Below are 20,872 nucleotides of genomic sequence, written 5' to 3'. Positions count from 1 at the left end.
GGAATAGAAATACTGCGCTTTTTTATTATTTTTGATGCCGATAACCAATAATTAAAAATGAAAAAAACATTGATTTTCCTTGCCCTCTATTCAGGCTCTTTACTACAATCTCAAACCAACAGGTTTACTTACGAACTTCAGTACCGGGAAAATGCATCACAGCAATATACTACTACTTTAATGAATCTGGACATCAATCCCGGTTCCGTTAAGTTCTACGATAAAAGCTTTGCTGATTATGATGAAAAAAATAAGAAAACAAATCAGCCGACATCACGATACAGTACAAAAACAGACCAGGTTGTTGAAAGAAAACCCGGTTCTTTTAAAAACAGCTGGTACAGGGATTTTTTTGATTATTTTGTGGTAACAACAAATGATGAAATGAAGTGGCTGATCACTCAGGAAACCAAAGAATATAATGGTTATAAACTTCAGAAGGCCACTACAGATTTTGGAGGCAGAAATTGGAATGCATGGTTCTCCAACGACGTGAATATACAGGAAGGCCCTTACAAATTCAGAGGTCTTCCCGGTCTGATCTTCATCTTGGAAGATGCAGATCAAAACTTTCTTTATAAACTGATAAACAATGAAAAATTCAATACAAACTACGATACCAAAGATTTTGTAGAAACTCACTATGGCAAGCCGGCTATCCCGATAACCAATGATAAATTTAATAAGTATATTAAAGATCTCTATCAAAACCCTACAAGAATATTTTCAGAAAAAATAAAAGCCGGGGAAAAACAAACTTTCAAAAATGAAAGCATAGAGTCTGTAGAAGAACTTAATAAGAAAAAGGAAATGCTCCAAAACGGAATCAAAAGCCGGTATATTTATATTGAAAAAGACAAAAAACCCGAGTTCAACTAAATAATACTCTATATATGAAGCGGCCCAGGCCGCTTTGTTTTTTAAATATTTAAATGACTCTTCTGCCCAATATAATCAGACTTCTTTCAACCCCATCCAATACAGCAACATCCGGAAGCTTTCCCCAATCTTCAAACCCAAAATGCCTGAAAAGCTTTAAACTGGGTTCATTATGAAGGAAAATAAGAGCCACCAGATTATTCACTCCAAACCTCCCGGCATTGTCAATACAATATTGCAGAATTGTTTTGCCATATCCTTTTCCCCTACAGCTTTCATCAAGATAAATGCTTACTTCCACGGTACCACTGTATGCCGGTCTCTCATGAAAGGAACTAAAACTCACCCAACCTATGACCTGGCTATCTTCATCTTCTACAATCCAGAGAGGTCTCGTTTCAGGGTTATGTTCATCAAACCATTTTTGCTTACTTTCCACAGAAACATTTTCAACATCTGCTGTTACCATTCTTGAGGCAATTGTTGAATTATAGATTTCTACAATTTTATGTAAATCAGCCCGCTCAGCATTTCTGAATTTCAATTTTCCCATTTATATTGATCAACTTAATTTATATACAAAAATAATTAATTTCAAAAAAACACCCCTATAATTATTAAACCGGATTTGTATTTTATTTATTTTACAACCACACACCCATTAAAAAAACAACCTTAAAAGAAAATATTTTTTAAAAAAAACAATTTAAAACACCATTAAAAAAAACTTATTTCATATCTTTTAAAATCCTGTTCAGACTTCTCACAGTAATTCCAAGATAAGCAGCCATATCTTCTTTTGACATTTGAATTTCCTGGCTGGCCTGCATATTTAACAATTGAGTTAAAGAACGTTCTACCGTATATAATTGCTGGTATGATGCCCTGCTTGAGGTGTTTATAATTCGCTCTGCAAAAGAGTCTAGTAATAAATGATTGAAGAGAAGATCGTTTTTAACCAATGATTTAAAAAAAGCAATATTGGTTTCATAAACGGTCACATCAGATACTGCTTTCACTCCACATAAACAATGGATATTTTTAATAAGTTCTACTTCTCCCAGAATTTCACCGTTTCCGAGAAATTCAACAATATACTCCTTTGCATTCTCTTCTGTAAAATAACACTTGACAATTCCTTCTTTAATAAGTCTGAGCTTTGAGAGTGGCTGATCCTGTATTAATATATTTTCATCACGGGAAAAATGCTTCAGGACCACATCATTTTTATGATTGTTATAAAGTCCTTCAAAATAATTTAAAAATGCCTGATTGGTCCTTAACATATCTGCCTGGGACAAATGTCCTTTGTTGATTTATTTTTTATACTGATTTTTGTCTGCAGAAAATTACAAAAACTAAAATGAATAATCACATAACAACAATCGCCTTTGATGCCGATGATACTCTGTGGGTCAATGAGCCCTACTTTCAGGAAGCTGAAAAAGAGTTCTGTATTTTACTTGAAGATTATCTTCCGCAACATTCAGTGTCACAGGAACTGTTCAGGACGGAAATGCAGAATCTTCATTTATATGGTTATGGGGTAAAAGGATTTATCCTTTGTATGATTGAAACTATCAGCAGAGTTTCAAACCATACTGCTCCTTTATCATTAGTCAGTAAAGCAATTGAACTGGGCCATGAGCTTCTTCAGAAACCCATCATTCTTTTGGATGGTGTAACGGAAACACTTGAAAATCTGAAAGGAAAATACAGACTTGTAGTCGCAACAAAAGGAGATTTATTAGACCAGGAACGTAAGCTGAGAAATTCGGGATTACAGGATTATTTCCATCACATTGAGATTATGAGTGACAAAAAGGAAAGTGATTATAGAAAATTGCTGAAACATCTGGACTGTCAGCCGAAGAACTTTTTAATGCTTGGAAATTCTGTGAAATCAGATATTCTGCCTGTTCTGGAAACAGGAGGATTTGCAGCCCATATTCCTTATCATGTTACATGGAGCCATGAACAGCATGATCTTAATCTGGAACATGAACACTTTATGGAACTGAAAAGCATTGATGAGATCTTACAATATTTATAAAGAAACCTCGTTCGGTTGAACGAGGCTTCTTATAACTTTATTATTTTTTCAGACATTTTTCAAGGAACTGATCCTGTTCCCATAAAAGATGTAAGATATTTTCTTTAGCTTGATATCCATGAGATTCCTTTGGAAGCAATACCATTTTTACCGGAGCGCCCAGATTCTTTAATGCCTGGAAATATCTTTCTGTCTGTAGCGTAAATGTACCAGGATTATTATCAGCATCACCATGTACCAAAAGAAGCGGTGTCTTCATCTTATCAGCATTCATAAACGGAGACATTGCATTATAAATTTCAGGAACATCCCAGTAATTTCTCTGTTCACTCTGGAATCCAAACGGAGTCAAGGTTCTGTTGTATGCTCCGCTTCTTGCAATTCCACATGCAAAAAGATTAGAGTGTGTTAAAAGATTTGCGGTCATAAAGGCTCCATAAGAATGCCCGCCTACAGCTACTTTCTTTTTGTCAATGTATCCTAGCTGATCCACGGCATTGATAGCTGCTTCAGCATTCGCTACCAGCTGAGGAATAAAGGTATCATTGGGTTCTGTTTTTCCTTCACCTATAATCGGAAAAGCAGCGTCATCCAAAACGGCATATCCCTTGGTTGTCCAGTAAACAAAAGAGCCATAATACGGGAAAGTGAAATCATTCGGGTTCTGGGTGTTCTGCCCTGCTGTATTCTTATCTTTATATTCTGTAGGATAAGCCCAGATCAGCAATGGTAATTTTTCTTTCTTCGCTTTTCTGTCATAGTTTGCAGGCAAATAAAGTGTCCCTGTTAACGTAACACCATCGTTTCTCTTATATGTTATTACCTCTTTATAAACATTTTTAATGCTCTCAAAAGGATTCGCAAAATTAGTGACCGGTTCTGTTTTATTGGATTTGATATTCTTTTTAAAATAATTCGGATACTGACTAGAAGACTGTTGTGTGGTCAGGATCTCACCTTTTGATGGATTAAGAATGTCGATAATGCTTTCTTTGGCATTCTTAATATCCGAAGTATAAAGTCTCTTTTTCTTTAATGACTGAATATCCATTTCGTCAATAAAAGGGTGCTGCCCATCTTTTGTAAACCCTTCCCCTATCAGATAAGCTTTTCCTCCTTTTATGTCAATAACCGTTCTTCCGTATTGATTTTTAACGGTATTAAATTGCCCGGGATCACTGTAAACATCCTGATAATTTCTATCATCAATCACTTTTGATTCTCCGTTATTAAAATCGATCAGGAAAGATTTTGTATTTCTGGTATCATACCAGCCTTCAGAAACGATTGCATAGTGATCATTGGTCCAGTTTATATCTTCATATCTCTGCTTTGTTTTGAAAAAAGATTTCGGAGCTGCTGTAAATGGTGCTTCCCAGGTAAATATCTCGTCTCTGTAGTCTGCTGCCTTAGACTGGTCTCCTCCATCCAAAGCTTCAGCATAGGTAAGAGTAGCAGGAGCATCACTTCTCCATGCCATAGCTCTTTTTCCTGTTCTTACAGATGAAAAACCTTTTGGCATTATTTCATTCAAAGGAACTTCATTCACTGTTTTTACAGCATTTCCTTTCATATCATATACAACCGTTGTTGACGGAAATCTGTTGAGTGGAACGATATAGGAAAACGGTTTTTTAATAACCGATACCATTACGTAATTTCCGTCAGGAGAAAAGCTCAGTCCGGTATACATGTCCTGATCTTTTATTTTTTTAAGCTTTCCGCTAAGGTCTACACTGTATATTTCAGATGCAGTAAGAACCTCAAAATTCTTTTCATCCTGTGGATTCTTTAAAAGGTCCTGATAGGTTCTGTTTTGAGAAACTTTTCCATCAGCAGTAGAAACAATCGGGCCGGTCGGCAGGTCTTTACTTGAATCTATTAAAGCTGGTCTGTTCTGAGGAAGAGTCTTGATCAGCATACTTTGTGAATCATTAAACCAGACATAAGGTGTTCCTAAGTTTGCATTCAATGTATCTTCAGTAAGTTTTTTAGCAATAGCCGTTTCCATATCTATGATCCAAAGCTCAATTCCTTTGTTCGTTGTATTGGTAAAAGCAAGCTTCTTTTCATCAGGAGAGAATGAAACATATGCTATTTTAGCATTTGAAGGTAAATTCTTTACCTGGACTTCATTCTTTTCATTAATCTTTCTGATCTTAAGATTATTGAAGTAAGTCACAGTACTTGCAATATTAGTAACAGGATTAATTCTTAACCCTCCCAATTTCATTTCCTGCTGGCTCAGATCCTGTAATGTTTTATAAGTTGGACGGTATGTGAAAACAACCCAATCTTTTTTACTGTTCATCAATACGCCCGGAGGTCTTTCATAGTCTGCCAATTTCAAAATTTCTGCGGATGGCTTTTGGTAATTAATATTTTCCTGTGCATCATAAAAATTAAGAAATGCCAAAAGGCAAATAGTCAGTTTTATCTTCATTTAATACATTTTCCTACGAATGTAGTGAATTTTAAAAGATTTTTAACATTAAAATTAAAACACTTTTTAGTGTCTTAATACATTTTTTTTATTACTTTTATTCTACAAATTGAAATAATATGAAAAATTTAAGAAAATTATCAAAAAGAAATCTGAAAACGATTATGGGAGGAAATGCACCTTCATGTGGCTCAGGATATAGAGCCTGTATTGTAGGATGGACTGAATATGAAACTCCTATCTGGGACTGTATTCCTTCCTCGTCTCCTTGCAAATCGTAAACAAAAAAAGAGGTATCCCGCAAATGAGATACCTCTTTTCATTTATAAATTTTCCTTATTACCAGTCAGAAGCTCTTTTCCGCTTTTCAATCATATGATCAACAGAAATTTTTCCAGGACCACATGCTATTAACAGAAGGTAAACTGAAAGATAGATAAGACTCATTTCTCTTTTTTCAAAAGGATCTCCTCCATGAACAAAAAACGCAGCAATAGCCATTGTAAAAACCAGAAAACCTAAAGCAACTCTGGTAAAGAGTCCTAATATCAGTAGAATTGAACAAACAAATTCAGCAAATACAGTAAGTCCAAGAGATATTTGAGGCCCAAGTCCTATGAAATCAAAAAATTCAATTTTACCGCCTTCCAATAACATCTGAAGCTTGGGAAATCCGTGAGAAAGCATTGCAAAACCTACAAAGACTCTCACAGCAAATAAAACAATATCTTTAAGTATTGAGCTGGAATTAGTATTATTATAGTTCATGTACTGAAAAATTTAGTCTAAGGTAATAAAAATCTTTTAATACAACGGTCTCCCGGCGTTTTTAGTTTATCTGTATCCGAAATTTTTCAAGTCTCTGTCATTCTTTCTCCAATCCTTTTTCACTTTTACAAATAAATTCAGGTGGATTTTTTTGGAGAAGAACTTTTCAAGGTCCAATCTGGCTTCGGTTCCTACTTTTTTAATCGCCTCACCTTTATGGCCTATAATAATTCCTTTTTGTGTATCTCTTTCTACATAAATAATAGAATCTATAAAAATAATTCCTTCCTTTTCCTTGAATTGTTCAGTAACCACTTCTACAGAATATGGTATTTCTTTATCATAATTTAAAAGGATTTTTTCACGGATAGCCTCATTCACAAAAAATCTCTCCGGCTTGTCTGTGAACTGGTCTTTATCATAGTATGGAGGGTTCTCCGGCAATAAAGATTTGATCTTTGGTAAAATGATTTCAGTATTAAAGGCATTCAATGCCGAAATAGGAAGAATTTCAGCTTTCGGGATCCTGCTATGCCAGTCTTCCACTAATTTTTCAAGACCTTCCTGAGTCGTCTGATCTACCTTGTTTAATAAAAGGAGAACCGGAACAGGAATTTTATTCAGCTTATCAATTAAGAATTCTGAAGGTTCAGCTTTATCAGTAACATCTACTATAAATAGAAATACATCCGCATCCTGTAAGGAATCCTTTACAAAGTCCATCATTTTCTCCTGAAGACCATATTTTGGATCCAGAACTCCCGGGGTATCAGAGAATACAATCTGGAGATCATCTTCATTATAAATTCCAAAAATCCGGTGACGTGTTGTCTGGGCTTTCTGCGTTACAATTGCCAGCTTCTCTCCCATTAACTGGTTAAGTAAGGTGGATTTTCCTGCATTGGGCTTTCCAACTATATTTACAAATCCTGCTTTGTGCATAAAAAATTATATTACGAAATGCAAAGTTAGTAAAACAAAATCGGTCTTTTGGTCTAATCTTAATATTAAACAGAAAAAAGAGAGTTATTAGCCTTTAAATGCTGTTATAAAAATAAACACTGCAGAGAACAGATTTTATATTCGGTTTACAGTATTTAAACTGACTTGACGAATCGGATTACTTTACTAACCTTTTTTATAAAATTATTATTTTTTTTGTATCACATTACTTAAAACTGATATTTTTGAATAACAGAATTCATTTTATGAATATAGACCAGATTCTTGACCGCATCTATATACTTCCTGAAGCTTCTAAAAATAGCTTGAAAGAACATATAACAGAGATTTCATACCCTAAAGGTTTTTGTCTGATGGAAGCAGATAAAATTATTCCATATGTCTATTTTATACGTAAAGGAATTGCCAGGGCCTATGCCACCACTTCAGAAAATGATATTACATTCTGGTTTGGAAGTGAAGGCCAGACAGTCATTTCTATGAAAAGCTATGTAGAAGATAAACCGGGGTATGAAAGTATAGAACTTCTAGAAGACTGTGATCTCTACAGGATAGAAACTGAAGAACTCAGAAAGCTGTTTCATGAAGATATTCACATTGCGAACTGGGGAAGAAAGCTTGCGGAGACAGAAATGATAAAATCAGAAGAATTGATTATTTCAAGACAATTTAAAACTTCTCTCGAAAGATATAAAGATCTTCTGACCTATCAATCTGAATTATTAAAAAGGGTACAGCTTGGATATATTGCTTCTTACCTTGGCATCACACAAGTAAGTCTCAGCCGGATCCGGGCTGAAATAAGATAAAATCATTTTTTAACAATTGTAAAATTTTTTTTTCTTCTGATTTCTGAAATTTGCAGAAAGAAAAATTTAAAAATGAATTGGATTATCTTAATTATTGCCGGATTATTTGAAGTTGCGTTCGCTTCTTGTTTAGGAAAAGCAAAAGAAACATCAGGAACAGAATCGTATTACTGGTTTGCAGGGTTTCTGGTAACGATGACTATCAGTATGCTTCTACTGATCAAGGCAACACAAACATTACCAATCGGGACAGCCTATGCCGTATGGACAGGTATTGGCGCTGTAGGAACTGCCTTAATGGGAATTATTTTCTTTAAGGATCCGATAAGTTTCTGGAGAATATTTTTTATTATTACCCTTATTGGTTCTGTGGTCGGTTTAAAAGCTGTTTCTTCCCATTAAACATTACAGGATACACTTTCTATCTATCATAAAAATGAAACCGTCTTCATACTGCTGAAGACGGTTTTTTTACAACTGCTTAAGTGACAGTTTCTATTTTTTGTATACTACAGGTAAGATTTCATTTTGTCTCAGCCCATACTTTTTAATTTCTTCGTCTGAAAATTTTTGTGAATAAAAATTCGGTTCTGCTTCAAAACCTGCTTTTTTCAGACGGTCAAAATAATCCATTCCATACCAGCGGACATGATCATATTGTCCAAAGTGTTTCTGGCGTTCTTTAGGATCTTTAATTGTAAAATCTTCATAGGTTTTTTCCAGGGAGTTTTTCATCGGAACCTGAAAAATCCCCCATCCTCCCGGTTTCATTACTCTATATAGCTCACTTATTGCCTTCGCATCATCTTCAATATGTTCCAGAACATGATTACAAAAAACAATATCGAAACTTTCATTTTCAAAAGGTAAATCCAGAATATCAGCTTTTACATCTACAATAGGAGAATATAGATCTGCTGAAATATAATTAAGATTACTCATCCTTTTAAATCTCCTCAGAAATTCCTGCTCCGGTGCAATATGCAGAACTTTATAATTTTTAATAAAAAAGTCGGTCTCATTTTGCAGATAAAGCCACATCTGGCGATGTCTTTCAAGGCTTAAAGTCCCTGGGGAAAGAGCATTCTCTCTCTGTTTTCCATAGCCATAGGGAAGAAATTTCCTGTATGACCTCCCGTCTATTGGGTCATAAAACTCATCTCCTTTAAAGAACTGGTAAATAAGAGGTCTCGCCCATATACTCATCTTAATAAGCATGGGACGTGGAATCTTATTCAGTAAAAGCTTGGTTATTTTCTTCATTAAAAATCCAATTGGAACGGCTTCTCCTCATCACTTTGGATCCCCAATGCTTCATAAACATACTGGAATGTTGAAAGCAATACAGGTTTACCGTTGATCACAGCTACATCATGTTCAAAGTGAGCCGATGGCATATTATCTAAAGTAGTTACTGTCCATCCGTCATTATGAAATTTCACTTTTTCAGTTCCAAGGTTGATCATGGGTTCAATAGCAATAGCCAAACCGTCTTTGATCACTTTTCCGCTCCCCTGTCTTCCGTAGTTAGGTACCTGAGGGTCTTCATGCATCTGTCTTCCCAGTCCATGTCCCACAAGCTCTCTGACAACTCCATACCCTTCTTTTTCGCAATGTGCCTGAATAGCGTGAGAAATATCTCCGATTCTTTTGCCTCTGATACACTGTTCAATTCCTTTATAGAGAGATTCTTTAGTAACCTGCAGTAACTTTTTAACTTCAGGCTTTACCTCTCCAATTTCAAAAGTATAGGCGTGATCTCCTACAAAACCGTTCAGGATTACCCCGCAATCTACAGAAAGAACATCTCCTTCTTTTACTACTTCATTATTAGGGAAACCGTGAACTACCTGTTCGTTCGGAGAAATACACAGAGAGTTGGGGAAACCTCCATAACCTAAAAATGCAGGTTCAGCCCCATGATCCTTGATAAAGTCATGTGCCAGTTTATCTAAATATAAGGTTGTAATCCCTGGTTTGATTTCTTTAGCCAACATTCCCAATGTTTTAGAAACCAATCGGGCACTCTCCTTCATAAGACGTAACTCGTCTATTGTTTTTAATTGAATCATTGTTTTAATTTACCAATGTATTAATATGTCAGCATAAGTCTGATTGCCAGGCTGATACTGATTTGTTATTTTATTTTACCAGAAAAGTCCTTTTTTCTTTTCTTTTTTAAGTTTTGAATAGGCCAGAACTTCTTTTCCTTCTACACGGAACTCAATTCTTTCCTGAATAATGTTGTAAATTTCGCCCCAACCCGGGAAACCTCCTAAATTCCGGTCGTCAATGAACCAATCTGCATCTAGCTTTCTGGACTGGGTTTCAGAATCAAAAACTTCACCTTCAAAACTTGAGTTTACAGCATAAAATTCAATCCCGTTTTTTTTACAGAATTCTACTGCCTCATCTAACGTTTTTCCATGTCTATAGGTCCAAAGAATGAGTCTGTACCCTTCAGACTGAAGTTTTTTCAGGGTCTCAAAAGCGAATATTTTCGGTTTTCCAATTGCCGGATAAGCATCATCCACAATGGTTCCGTCAAAGTCAACAGCAATCTTTTTATTATGTAACATTTTGTCTTTTTTTAGCTTTGCAAAGATAAGAAATAAAAAGAGTGCCAAAAAGAAAGGCACTCAATACTTTTATATTTTAAATAATAATATGGTTCTGCTAGCTTTTTACCCAGTTGAACTGGAACTGCAGATCGGGTGTAGATACCCTATCCGTAATTTTTTGCAGCCTTGCAGGAAGTTTCATCAGGTATTCCTGAGCTTTTTCTGCTTTTTCTGTAAGTCCTTTTACATGTTCAATCTTCCATTCATCCAAGAGGTCTTTCAGGATATTGATATAATCCTGTCCTGTATACACCATACATCTTTGAGCTGCATCAGAGAAATGTCCCCAAAGTTCTCCCGCTTTCTGCCCGGATTGTCTCATCAGGTGAGCTGGCATTACAATTTTTTTACGCATCATATCTTCAAAAGCAAGAATCATTTCTGAAGGATCAATTTCAAGAATTTTAGCAACAAAATGTTTATATGCTTTAGCATGTCTTGCTTCATCTGCTGCAATAACACCACACATTTTAGCTAATTTTCCGTTTCCTGACTGCTTCGCTAATGTTCCTACTCTTCTATGGGAAATATTGGTTGCTGTTTCCTGAAAGCTTGTATAAATAAAGTTTCTGTATGGGTCCATGCTCGTTCCCAGATCAAAACCGTCATTAATCAGATATTGAGTGGTAATCTCCACTTCTCTCATATTTACTCTTCCACACAGATATAAATATTTATTCAGAAGATCACCATGTCTGTTTTCTTCTGCAGTCCATGCTCTTACCCAATTTGCCCAACCCACTTTTTCTTCCTGATCGATTCCTTCTACTCCCATTAACCAGGATTCGTAAGATGGAAGGGCTTCTTCCGTAATACAATCTCCTATCAGAGTAACAAAAAGATCATAGGGCATTTCACGGGCATACGTCTGAATTTCTTCTAAATCATGTTTGAAATCATCGCTTGAAGGATCCGGAAGCATGTCTGAAGGCTGCCATATTTTTTCAATTGGCGTTAAAAATTTTTCAAGAAAAGAACCTACTTCCTTTTCCAATATTCCCATTACTTCTTTCCTAACAAGCTTTTGATACATTTTACTATTCAGTTTTAATTTACAAAGATATAACTTATTTATTATTTAACGCATAATAAAAGTATGCAACTCATACCTTATCTGATATAAATCATAAAAAATGCCATTATATGATTATAACGGCATTTTTTTAACAATATTATTAAATTTTAACTAACTAAAACCTCTCCGGTCATAGCATCCGGTATCTGCACACCCATCACTTTCAGAATTGTAGGGGCTACATCTCCCAGCTTACCAGGTTTTAAATTCCAGGTATGATCTTTATCCATCACAATAAAAGGAACAAGGTTGGTTGAATGCTGTGTATTTGGAGTGCCATCCGGGTTAATCATCACATCAGAATTACCATGATCAGCCAATATGAAAACAGCATATCCATTCTCATAAGCTGCAGTAGCTACTTTTTCAATGCATTGATCTACCGTTTCTGCCGCTTTAACAGCTGCTTCAAAAACACCGGTATGCCCTACCATATCTGTATTGGCAAAATTCAGGCAGACGAAATCAGCAGTTCCCTGCTCCAGTTCCGGTACGATTGCATTAGTGATATCATAAGCAGACATTTCCGGCTTTAGATCGTAAGTAGGCACATCTTTCGGACTCGGGCACAGTAATCTCCTTTCTCCTTCAAACTCCTGCTCCCGTCCTCCGGAAAAGAAAAAAGTAACGTGAGGATACTTTTCAGTTTCCGCAATTCTGATCTGAGTCTTTCCGTTTCTTTCAAGGACTTCTCCCATCGTTTCCGTCAGCACATTTTCATCAAAAACAACCTGAACATTCTGGAATGTTTTATCATAGTTTGTCAATGTAATATAATAAAGGTTCAGCTTACGCATAAAGAATTCAGGAAAGTCCTTTTGAGAAAGCACTTCAGTAATCTCTCTACCTCTATCTGTACGGAAATTGAAACAGATAACTACATCATTATCTATAATTTTTGCTACCGGAACCACATTTCCCGTAGCGGTAGTATTTACTAAAATAATGGGTTTCAGAAACTCATCAGTAACATTATTATCATAAGAGTTCTGAATGGCAGCCAATGCATCTGTGGTTTGTAATCCTACACCTTCCACAAGAGCATCGTAAGCTAGTTTTACACGTTCCCATCTTTTATCCCTGTCCATCGCATAATATCGCCCTACCACTGTTGCCAGTTTCCCTGTAGTCATTTCCATATGCTTCTGAAGCTCATCAATGAATCCAAGCCCTGAATGAGGATCACAATCCCTTCCATCTGTAAAAGCATGTACAAAGACATTTTCATTTAATCCGAATTCTTTTGCAGCAGTCAGTAATCCCTTCAGATGGTTAATATGCGAGTGAACTCCCCCATTGGAAACCAATCCTATAAAGTGGACTTTTTTGTTTTCTCTTCTGGCATATTCAAAAGCATCCTGAATCACCTTCTCCTGTCCTAAAGTTCCGTTCTCAACAGCCATATTAAGTTTTACCAGGTTCTGATAAACCACTCTTCCGGCACCAAGGTTCATGTGTCCTACTTCAGAATTTCCCATCTGCCCGTCAGGAAGCCCAACCGCCAAACCACTTGCTTCAAGGGTCGTATGTGGAAATTTTTTGTAACAGCTGTCTATAAATGGTGTATTTGCTTTATCAATGGCAGAAACGTCAGGGTTTGTTCCCAATCCCCATCCGTCAAGTATTGCAAGTATTGCTTTTTTTGACATTTTGTATAACTTTTGTATACAAATTTACCTAATTTCCGATGAATAAAAGAATTTGACACCTGAATTTTATTATTCCTGATGATCAAGCAGTTTTATTTGTCTATCAAAAAAAAATCATCAGGCCGCTAACAGAGAAGTCAGTTTTTAAAAAAATCATCAAATTCTGTATGGTTCTTCTTTGCATATTCTCTGATATACTGATCTAAAAAGCCGCTTTCTTTCAAAAGTAAAAGAGGATCCTGGATATTTAAGAGTTCATGGATCGCTTTATGCTTATCAGGTTGTTTTCTGAAATATGCCTCAGAAATTTTATACCCCATCCAGTATCCCAGATCATTGGGACGATCATCTTTTTTACTGGTTTCATACAGCCAGTCCGTCTGATCGTCTCCCCTTAATCTGCTCACAAATTCCCTGCATAGCTCATCCGAATGTGTCTCTCCATACAGGAATGCCTTTGTATTGATATTCTCTCCCGATATCAGTTCACTGACAAAATCGGCAATTCCTTCTGTGAGAGAATGTTTTAACAGATTTTCCTTACCTTTATTATTCTGTTGAAAATGGATTAATTCATGAGCAATAAGAGGTACAACCCCATCCAGATTATTAAGCATTTCAGTTCCGATTATAATTCCGTCTCCGGAAACTGTTCCTCCTGAATTGAACCTTCCATACACAAAATATACCGGGGGAAACTTAGCTTCCGGATACCAGTATTTTAATGCACTGTAAACAGCTCTGGTCTTTTTTTCTTTCTGATTTATCCCTGCCAGTACATTCCGGCTTTTCAGATAATCTTCCCTTCTTTTTTTCACTTTTGAATATAAAGAATCAGCATTAATAATTCTGAATTCTATAAAACCTTTTACTCCGGGTGAGCCGTCTTTGATATAATCTGTAAAAGGATTTTGCCCGGATTTTTCTATTTTATCAAATGCTTTCCAGAAGCGGTCCGTATCTTTCGTTTCAAACACTGCATTTAAGGGATCACTGGAAAAAGCGGTCTGAGCTTTTATAATTCCAAAAGACAAAAAAAGTACTGTACAAAAATACCTGGTTTTCATATTAGTTTTTTAAATAGTATATCAACGATAAAAGTATAAAAAACTTATATAAAATATTCACTTTATCATGCCTGCTTAAAACCAACATCATTCCTGTAAAATTAAAGATGCTAGTGATAAGCCGTCTTAAAATTTCAGGATTATTTTCATGCATTAATTGATAAATCTTTTTAATTTTGCTTTATGGACTTACGAGATCAATTAAAGAATCTTTTTCCTGATCATGAAGAACAGGATTTTGAAATGCCTGAAGAAGAATTCAGGCAGAAAGAACCTTTGGTATGTAAATTTGAAAAAAAGGGAAGAAACGGAAAACCTGTAACCATTGTTGAGGGATGGGAAGGAAGTGAGGAAGAATTAAAGAAAATTTCAAAGAAAATAAAAACCACCTTAGGAATAGGCGGTTCTGAGAAGGATGGAACGATTATCATTCAGGGAGATAATCGTGATAAAATAATGAATATCCTTAAAGATATGGGATATAAAACCAAACGTGTTGGCGGATAGGTTTAGAAATAAACCCGGGTTTCCGGCAGTAAGGTTTTTATTTTTTCAATTTTAAATTTTTCTATAGGATTTCCTGAAAGAATTAAAGTTTTAAGTTTTTTAAGATGTCTGATTTCCATAGGGATGTCTGTAATCTTATTATTAGCCAGGTTCATACTGACGATATTTTTCAGCCCTTTTACTTCTGAAGGAATTTCTGTAATATGATTATCACTTACATTCAGAAATTCAAGATTCTGAGCTTTAAACAGGTTTACCGGTAATTTTACAATAGCATTCTGTTGTAATTCAAGATATTTTATATTTTTTGGAAAAGACAAATTACCCAGATCATTAATCTGATTATCAGAAAGATTTAAAAATTTCAGATTCTTAATACGGTTAATACCACCGGCAATAAAACTGATCTGGTTCCCCTGAAGGTTAATTTCTTCCAAAGCAGCAATTTCCATCAGTGCCTCTGGAAAAACATTCAGATTATTCGCATCAAAATGCACTACTTTTAATTTTTGAAGCCGGGACAGGTTTGGATTGATGCTTGTGAGATTGTTCAGATTCATTGAAAAACTTACCAGCTTTTTAAGCTTTCCGATTTCATCAGGAATATACCTGATACTGTTTCCATTAACATTCAATATTTCCAGTTCTTTCAGCTCAAATATTTCCCGATCCATTTTTTCAAAATTGTTTCCCATAATATTCAGAAAGAACAGTGAATCCAGCTTCGTAATCTGAGGTGGAAGGTTAAACAATCCTTTTTCTCTGAAACTCATACTATAAACAGCTTTTTTACTGTTCAAAGCATCTTCAATATTTGTAAAAGTAGGATATTTAACCGGATCGATCTGGGCTTTTGCCAGAACAAGAAAAGACATTGAAATAAACAGGAAAATTTTTTTCATAAACAGAAATGTCTGCAGGCAATTGCCTGCAGACAGAATTTATTAATAGATTATTTCTTTAAAAGTTTTACAGTTTTCTGGAAACCTCCTTCCGCTTCAATATTTAAAATTAAAGTGCGGGATGCATTCAATTGTGAAGTAAAATCAAGATCCAGTACTTTATTTAAACCATTAAATTTCTTGGTATAAACTATTTTCCCATCCATACTGTAGGCTGTTACCGAGATATCTTTTAATCCTTTTGCCGAATTGATCTTAACGATTCCCGAGGTAGGATTTGGTGCTATGCTTATGGTATTTTCCGTAACATTATTTTCTATGGTCCCTAAAGTACTGTCTGTTCCTAAATTAGCTTTAAGGGCCACAACAATTGTTGCAGATTTCCCTCTGTAATCAATTGTATTTCCGGTAGCATCCACATCTGTAGAAATAGTTGAGTCCGGGTGCTGAATCGAGAAGAATCCAAACTTATGATCAGGTGTAAATGTTAATCCTGTAGGCTCTGATCCTGCCGGCATAGAAGCAAACAGCCTTACTTTCGGATTAGCTTGCGTATGGTCAGGTGCAATTACCCAAATGTAATTTTTACCTCCATCCTGAAGGACCCAAAGGTTTCCAAGTTCGTCAAATGTAAGGTTATCATTACCATCTCCCCACGCCTCAGACATCATTCCCTGAGAGGTATTGAAAGAATATGATGTAGAAGCACCTCCTGCAAATGTTTCTACCTGAGAAGCTGTAGCTCCGTTATCCTGTAAACGGTATACCCTATCTAATCCTTTTGCTGTAAAATAGATTTTTCCGTCCAGAGGACTGATATCCACATCTTCCACTCCATTAAACTTAGTTCCTCCTAATGAATAGGCCAGCTGAGATGTATTATTCTGATCTGCTGCGTCCTTATTAGGAACCTGGATCCACGTTGCAGTAGTCCCTACCGGATCTCCTGCAGTAGTAAGCCCCTGGTCTAGTTTTAATACGTAAAGATTCCCTGAAGAAAGATCATTGGGAGTATCCATTACATATTTATATACCATATGAGTACCTCCGTCTTCTCCATAGTAGGCAATAGTTCCGGCATTGTTAATTACCACATTTTCGTGATTCATAATCCCCATTTGCCAAAGCTTACCTTTTGATCCATCCGGATTTTTAGAGATTACCTGTGCCGTTGCGGGATCAATCTCAACAAACCATCCATAATCTTTATGACCATCATTATTTACATCATTGGAAGTTACTGATTCTTCTGCTGTAACAACTGTTCCCCACGGAGTAATTCCCCCTGAACAGTTTCTGATGGTCTGTACTAAACTAGGAGCTGAGAAACTTACGGCTCTGGACTTAGTCAACTGCCACAGTTTCGTAGAAGCATTATAGTTAATCTCAGCCATGGTAACACCTCCCGGATTTGTTTCGTGGTTTACCGAAAGATATCCATTGGTACTGCTTCCTGTTTTGGCTACGTAAGCTGTAAAATCATTCTGTCCACCAACCAATCCACCACCTTCTGTATAATTATCTCCTTCTTTAAGAATCAGTTGATACTTATGTTCTGCAGGAATAATCAGCTTATTGGTCTGGGCTGTAGGAACAATAGAGGTAAAACAGCTGATATGTGTTCCGTTACATGCTGTAGTTGCAGGAATTGTTTTCAGATAGGCATCAATTCTAAGATCGGAACTTCCTGCACTTCTGTTGTGAAGCTCGATGGAGATTCTGTTTACTCCATTTACAAATTTTGATTTCGGAATAGAGAAAATGTTATAGGTACTTTCTGCTGCTCCATCTATAATTGTACTTGACAGGGTATTAAAAGTGATGGCCCCGGCAGGCATGTTGTCTCTCACAACTTCTTCACCATTAAGGTATACCACGATACCGTCATCCCTCATAATTCCAAGTTCCATATGATCCGAAAGTGTAGATAAATCTACTGTAAAGTCTTTTGCAAAATAAGCAGTAAGAAGTCCGGTAGCACCATTATGAATGGTTGTTGTTACAGGATCTCCATACCCTAAAGGACCATTTCCTACCGGCCAGGAAGAAATATCATATGTTTTGGTTTTCCATCCGTCCGGCTGGGCCTGATCAAGATCTTTGTAGTTCCATGCTGAGTTTTTGTTGAAAATAAAGGTCTGGGCCTGAACAACTGTACCTGCAAGTAAAGCCAATGCTCCGATTGTTAGTAGTTTTTTCTTCATTTTAAAATTGATTTATTAGACCTTGCAAAACTATTTTTTTGGAACTTTTCCTCTGTTAATAGGATTTTAAATATAGATCCGTAAATATTAACTTATCAAAAACCTAATGTTAAGGGGATTAATTTTGTGTTAAATGGCGCGGGATGCGGGATTTAGGGTTTGATGTGTGCGGGGTTTGGAATGAAGTATAATTATTTTATTTATAGATTGATTCCAAACACGATATATTCAACAATATAAATCTGCCAGAGAAGGAAATTTTATTTGAAAACAAGAATATTTTAGAAGATAATTTATTTTAAAAGCAAGCTTTATTCTTATCTCTTAAAACTTTATATTTGTTATTATGATTGACACAGCTATGCAAAACAAAAAAATACATCAGGGCAGAAATATTAAACGTTTCCGTGAAATGCTAGGTATCAAGCAGGAGACCTTAGCTTTTGAATTAGGTGACGATTGGAGTCAGAAGAAAGTCTCTCTTTTGGAGCAAAAAGAAACAGTAGAGTCTGATGTTCTGGCACAGGTAGCTCAGATTCTGAAGGTTCCGACAGAAGCAATTGAGAATTTTGATGAAGAACAAGCGATAAACATTATTTCTAATACAGCCTCTTTTGATAATTGTCAACAACCAGCCTTTTTTAATAACCAACCCACCTTCAATCCTCTTGACAAAATGGTTGAACTCTATGAGCGCATGCTAAAACAACAGCAAGAAATGATTGATAAGCTGGAAAAGCTGATTCAAAGTAAATAAACAGACAGATTGATCCGTTCTGAAAAACTTAGGCTAAATTCTGAAACTTGCATAGGTCACATTTACACAAGTTTCAAAATTTAACCTATTTTTATTAAAACTATATCATTCCTCTCAAACTTATCTCGCAACCCGCAACGCGCCTATTTCGCTTTACTCACATCCGTAAGAGCATTCAGAAAGGCAATGATTTGTTTTTTTTCTGTTTCAGTAAGGTTTAATTTATCTGGTGCCAGCGTCTGGTTTCTCATTTTTAATCCCAATCCTTCGCCTCCTCCTTCATTGTAAAAATCGAGAACCTCTTCCAGAGTATTGAAAGCTCCATTATGGAAATACGGTTTGGTAAGGGCAATATTTCTTACTGTTACTGTTTTAAAAGAATAATCATAAATCCATGACTTTTCCTTTTTCACAGGACTGTTTCCTCTTCCTAAATCCTGATCAAGCTGCACAGGAAGCTGTTTGGTGGGTTTTGTAGTAATTCCCAATACTTCAGATTCATTTTCATTAAAAAAAGGTGGTACCAGTCCTGAGAAATGAGGTGCAAAATGGCAGGTGGCACAATTGGCTTTGCCCATAAATAAATTAAATCCTTTTTTCACCTCATCGGAAATATTTTGCTCATTCCTCATAAAACGGTCAAAATCGCTGTCAAAAGAATATAGGGAAGCAACATATGAACTCAGTGCTTTTGAAAAGTTTTCTTTACTGATCTTCCCGTCTTTAAAAGCATTACGAAAAGCTGTTTTATACCTTGTACTTTTCTTTAATTTAGCAATAATCTCTTCATAACTGGTATTGAACTCTTCTTTATTGTAGATAACGTGTTCCGCCTGTTGTTCAAGATAAAAAGCTCTCAGATCATAGAAAAATCTTTTGGCAAAAACCGCATTGTACAATGAAGGAGAATTCCTTAATACCGTTTTGCCGTCAATATTACTAGGTGATTTTATTTTAAGATCGGTAAAAGCATTTTCAGGAAGGTGGCAGGTAGCACAGCTCATTTTATTGTTTCCGCTTAAATTCTGATCATAAAAAATTGACTTTCCAAGATTTCGGATCTCGTCAGTATCTTCAGAACCTTTTAGTAATGTATAAAAGTAAGGATCTAAGAAATCACTGTTGAAAATATTTGTATTATTTACATTCCAGCCCGAAAATTCCTTAAGATCATCAGGTCTTCCGTCCCATCTTCCTAATTCTTCATACAAAGGCTGAATGTATTTTTTATAGAATTCAATTCTGTCAAAAGTCTCAAAATCCTTATGCACAGACAAATAAGTAATTCCATCTGATAATATCTGGTAGGCTTTTGCCGTATTATAGTTTTTAAAATAAGGGTCATCACTGATGTATTTCCGGATACCCGAAAAAGCAGCACCGGCTTCTTCTGAAATATTGAGAGAACCCGGTGTATCAAATCCGGTTACCCCTAATGTATAAATCCTGATAAGCTCTATACGTAAAGGAAGCGTTTTATTGTTTCCTCTGCTCAATCCATTTTTAACAGCGCTCAGATAGAATCCTGAATAGCTGTTATACAAAAAATCAGTAATGGTTTTGATCTTTTCCTTTTCATGTCCTGCTTCTTCAGAAAAGATAAGCTCATCCAAAACCTGAAGACCCTCCGGCGGAAGTGTATAAGCTGATGTACCTGCCGCCTCTATATGAAATAATGGGGCTGCATTGAGGTGTGTTTTTGTAAATTCAGGATAATGATAAGCAACGTAAAATTCGATTTCTTTAAAAGAATTTCTGGTATTCTTCAGAGACTGCTGTAACGCTTCAAGAGAAATTTTATCCTCCGAGAAACGGTAAACATCAGACTTTAACTGCTCAAGCTTAATTTTAAAATCCGACAAGCCTTTATTAATAAAGGAGCTTTCACTTTGCTTACCCTTATAAACCGGGTTGAAAGACATTACTGCAAATCCTGTTAAAAGGGCTATAATAAGCAGTGGATATGATCTCATGAATTTTTAGCGGCAAAACTATCGATTGCATATTATCTTAATTTTAATGGCAGATTAAAAAATGTTTATATTTTTGGTAACATATTTTTTATTAATTTTAAACCCCAAAAATCAAGATCATTATTCTAAAAAGTACGGTTCTTTCTAAAGACTGTAAAAAATAATGCTGAAGGTTACCGGGAGAGGATATTTAATTTAATAC

21 protein-coding genes are annotated in these 20,872 nt (G+C 35.7%); 7 read left to right on the top strand and 14 right to left on the bottom strand.

Features of this window, described 5'->3' with window-relative positions; translation table 11 throughout:
• Window positions 1-57 precede the first annotated feature (57 nt).
• Window positions 58-879 (top strand): GLPGLI family protein, encoded by an 822-nt coding sequence (locus DRF59_RS10615; RefSeq protein WP_115959495.1) that lies wholly within the window; start codon window positions 58-60, stop codon window positions 877-879.
• Between the two features lie 49 nt (window positions 880-928).
• On the opposite strand, the gene DRF59_RS10610 is transcribed toward DRF59_RS10615, so the two are convergent.
• Both DRF59_RS10610 and DRF59_RS10605 read right to left on the bottom strand, forming a co-directional pair.
• Window positions 929-1,432, bottom strand: a complete 504-nt coding sequence (locus tag DRF59_RS10610) for a GNAT family N-acetyltransferase (RefSeq protein WP_115959493.1) — start codon at window positions 1,430-1,432, stop codon at window positions 929-931.
• A 175-nt stretch (window positions 1,433-1,607) separates the two neighbouring features.
• Window positions 1,608-2,180 carry a Crp/Fnr family transcriptional regulator gene (locus DRF59_RS10605; RefSeq protein ID WP_317126573.1) on the bottom strand — a complete coding sequence of 191 codons (573 nt, stop codon included), beginning with the start codon at window positions 2,178-2,180 and terminating at the stop codon, window positions 1,608-1,610.
• A 62-nt stretch (window positions 2,181-2,242) separates the two neighbouring features.
• On the opposite strand from DRF59_RS10605, the gene DRF59_RS10600 reads away from it, so the two are divergent.
• Window positions 2,243-2,932, top strand: a complete 690-nt coding sequence (locus tag DRF59_RS10600) for an HAD family hydrolase (protein ID WP_115959489.1) — start codon at window positions 2,243-2,245, stop codon at window positions 2,930-2,932.
• 40 nt (window positions 2,933-2,972) lie between these two features.
• Here DRF59_RS10600 and DRF59_RS10595 read toward each other — a convergent pair whose 3' ends face one another.
• Complete coding sequence (locus DRF59_RS10595; protein WP_185144918.1) at window positions 2,973-5,375, bottom strand: alpha/beta hydrolase family protein; 2,403 nt, start codon at window positions 5,373-5,375, stop codon at window positions 2,973-2,975.
• A 119-nt stretch (window positions 5,376-5,494) separates the two neighbouring features.
• Between DRF59_RS10595 and DRF59_RS20765 the strand changes: the two genes are divergently transcribed.
• Window positions 5,495-5,656, top strand: a complete 162-nt coding sequence (locus DRF59_RS20765; protein WP_157967448.1) for a bacteriocin-like protein — start codon at window positions 5,495-5,497, stop codon at window positions 5,654-5,656.
• A 58-nt stretch (window positions 5,657-5,714) separates the two neighbouring features.
• Here the strand turns inward: DRF59_RS20765 and DRF59_RS10590 are convergent, their stop codons facing one another.
• The gene (locus DRF59_RS10590; protein ID WP_115959487.1) at window positions 5,715-6,143 is read right to left on the bottom strand and encodes a DoxX family protein; all 429 of its coding nucleotides are present in this window, start codon (window positions 6,141-6,143) and stop codon (window positions 5,715-5,717) included.
• 66 nt (window positions 6,144-6,209) lie between these two features.
• The gene (gene era / locus DRF59_RS10585; protein WP_115959485.1) at window positions 6,210-7,085 is read right to left on the bottom strand and encodes a GTPase Era; all 876 of its coding nucleotides are present in this window, start codon (window positions 7,083-7,085) and stop codon (window positions 6,210-6,212) included.
• Between the two features lie 266 nt (window positions 7,086-7,351).
• On the opposite strand from era, the gene DRF59_RS10580 reads away from it, so the two are divergent.
• Complete coding sequence (locus DRF59_RS10580) at window positions 7,352-7,915, top strand: Crp/Fnr family transcriptional regulator (RefSeq protein WP_115959483.1); 564 nt, start codon at window positions 7,352-7,354, stop codon at window positions 7,913-7,915.
• Window positions 7,916-7,987: 72 nt separating this feature from the next.
• Window positions 7,988-8,317 carry a DMT family transporter gene (locus tag DRF59_RS10575; protein ID WP_115959481.1) on the top strand — a complete coding sequence of 110 codons (330 nt, stop codon included), beginning with the start codon at window positions 7,988-7,990 and terminating at the stop codon, window positions 8,315-8,317.
• A 93-nt stretch (window positions 8,318-8,410) separates the two neighbouring features.
• On the opposite strand, the gene DRF59_RS10570 is transcribed toward DRF59_RS10575, so the two are convergent.
• The 6 genes from DRF59_RS10570 to DRF59_RS10545 all read right to left on the bottom strand — a co-directional run bounded on the left by DRF59_RS10570 (window position 8,411) and on the right by DRF59_RS10545 (window position 14,327).
• Window positions 8,411-9,178, bottom strand: coding sequence for a class I SAM-dependent methyltransferase (locus DRF59_RS10570; RefSeq protein WP_115959479.1), 768 nt, complete (start codon window positions 9,176-9,178; stop codon window positions 8,411-8,413).
• The gene (gene map / locus DRF59_RS10565; RefSeq protein ID WP_115959477.1) at window positions 9,178-9,987 is read right to left on the bottom strand and encodes a type I methionyl aminopeptidase; all 810 of its coding nucleotides are present in this window, start codon (window positions 9,985-9,987) and stop codon (window positions 9,178-9,180) included. The genes DRF59_RS10570 and map overlap by 1 nt, the downstream gene beginning before the upstream one ends.
• A gap of 75 nt (window positions 9,988-10,062) precedes the next feature.
• The gene (locus DRF59_RS10560) at window positions 10,063-10,494 is read right to left on the bottom strand and encodes a BT0820 family HAD-type phosphatase (protein ID WP_115959476.1); all 432 of its coding nucleotides are present in this window, start codon (window positions 10,492-10,494) and stop codon (window positions 10,063-10,065) included.
• A gap of 97 nt (window positions 10,495-10,591) precedes the next feature.
• Window positions 10,592-11,569, bottom strand: coding sequence for an acyl-ACP desaturase (locus DRF59_RS10555; protein ID WP_115959474.1), 978 nt, complete (start codon window positions 11,567-11,569; stop codon window positions 10,592-10,594).
• Between the two features lie 149 nt (window positions 11,570-11,718).
• A complete protein-coding gene (gene gpmI, locus DRF59_RS10550) occupies window positions 11,719-13,260 on the bottom strand; it encodes a 2,3-bisphosphoglycerate-independent phosphoglycerate mutase (protein WP_115959472.1) in 1,542 nt (513 codons plus the stop codon).
• 137 nt (window positions 13,261-13,397) lie between these two features.
• On the bottom strand, window positions 13,398-14,327 hold the full coding sequence (locus DRF59_RS10545) for a DUF2268 domain-containing putative Zn-dependent protease (RefSeq protein WP_115959470.1): 930 nt from the start codon (window positions 14,325-14,327) through the stop codon (window positions 13,398-13,400).
• A gap of 183 nt (window positions 14,328-14,510) precedes the next feature.
• On the opposite strand from DRF59_RS10545, the gene DRF59_RS10540 reads away from it, so the two are divergent.
• The gene (locus tag DRF59_RS10540) at window positions 14,511-14,834 is read left to right on the top strand and encodes a translation initiation factor (RefSeq protein WP_115959468.1); all 324 of its coding nucleotides are present in this window, start codon (window positions 14,511-14,513) and stop codon (window positions 14,832-14,834) included.
• A gap of 2 nt (window positions 14,835-14,836) precedes the next feature.
• On the opposite strand, the gene DRF59_RS10535 is transcribed toward DRF59_RS10540, so the two are convergent.
• Window positions 14,837-15,736, bottom strand: a complete 900-nt coding sequence (locus DRF59_RS10535) for a leucine-rich repeat domain-containing protein (protein ID WP_115959466.1) — start codon at window positions 15,734-15,736, stop codon at window positions 14,837-14,839.
• Between the two features lie 50 nt (window positions 15,737-15,786).
• Complete coding sequence (locus tag DRF59_RS10530) at window positions 15,787-17,940, bottom strand: alkaline phosphatase PhoX (protein WP_115959464.1); 2,154 nt, start codon at window positions 17,938-17,940, stop codon at window positions 15,787-15,789.
• Window positions 17,941-18,286: 346 nt separating this feature from the next.
• Here DRF59_RS10530 and DRF59_RS10525 point away from each other — a divergent pair, with 346 nt between their 5' ends.
• On the top strand, window positions 18,287-18,697 hold the full coding sequence (locus DRF59_RS10525) for a helix-turn-helix domain-containing protein (RefSeq protein WP_115959462.1): 411 nt from the start codon (window positions 18,287-18,289) through the stop codon (window positions 18,695-18,697).
• A gap of 143 nt (window positions 18,698-18,840) precedes the next feature.
• Here DRF59_RS10525 and DRF59_RS10520 read toward each other — a convergent pair whose 3' ends face one another.
• The gene (locus DRF59_RS10520) at window positions 18,841-20,670 is read right to left on the bottom strand and encodes a cytochrome-c peroxidase (protein WP_115959460.1); all 1,830 of its coding nucleotides are present in this window, start codon (window positions 20,668-20,670) and stop codon (window positions 18,841-18,843) included.
• Window positions 20,671-20,872 lie beyond the last annotated feature (202 nt).

Source organism: Chryseobacterium flavum, from assembly GCF_003385595.1.
GTDB lineage: Bacteria > Bacteroidota > Bacteroidia > Flavobacteriales > Weeksellaceae > Chryseobacterium > Chryseobacterium flavum.
Note: the sequence above shows the minus strand (reverse complement) of the source record. Positions and strands in the feature narration are given on the sequence as shown.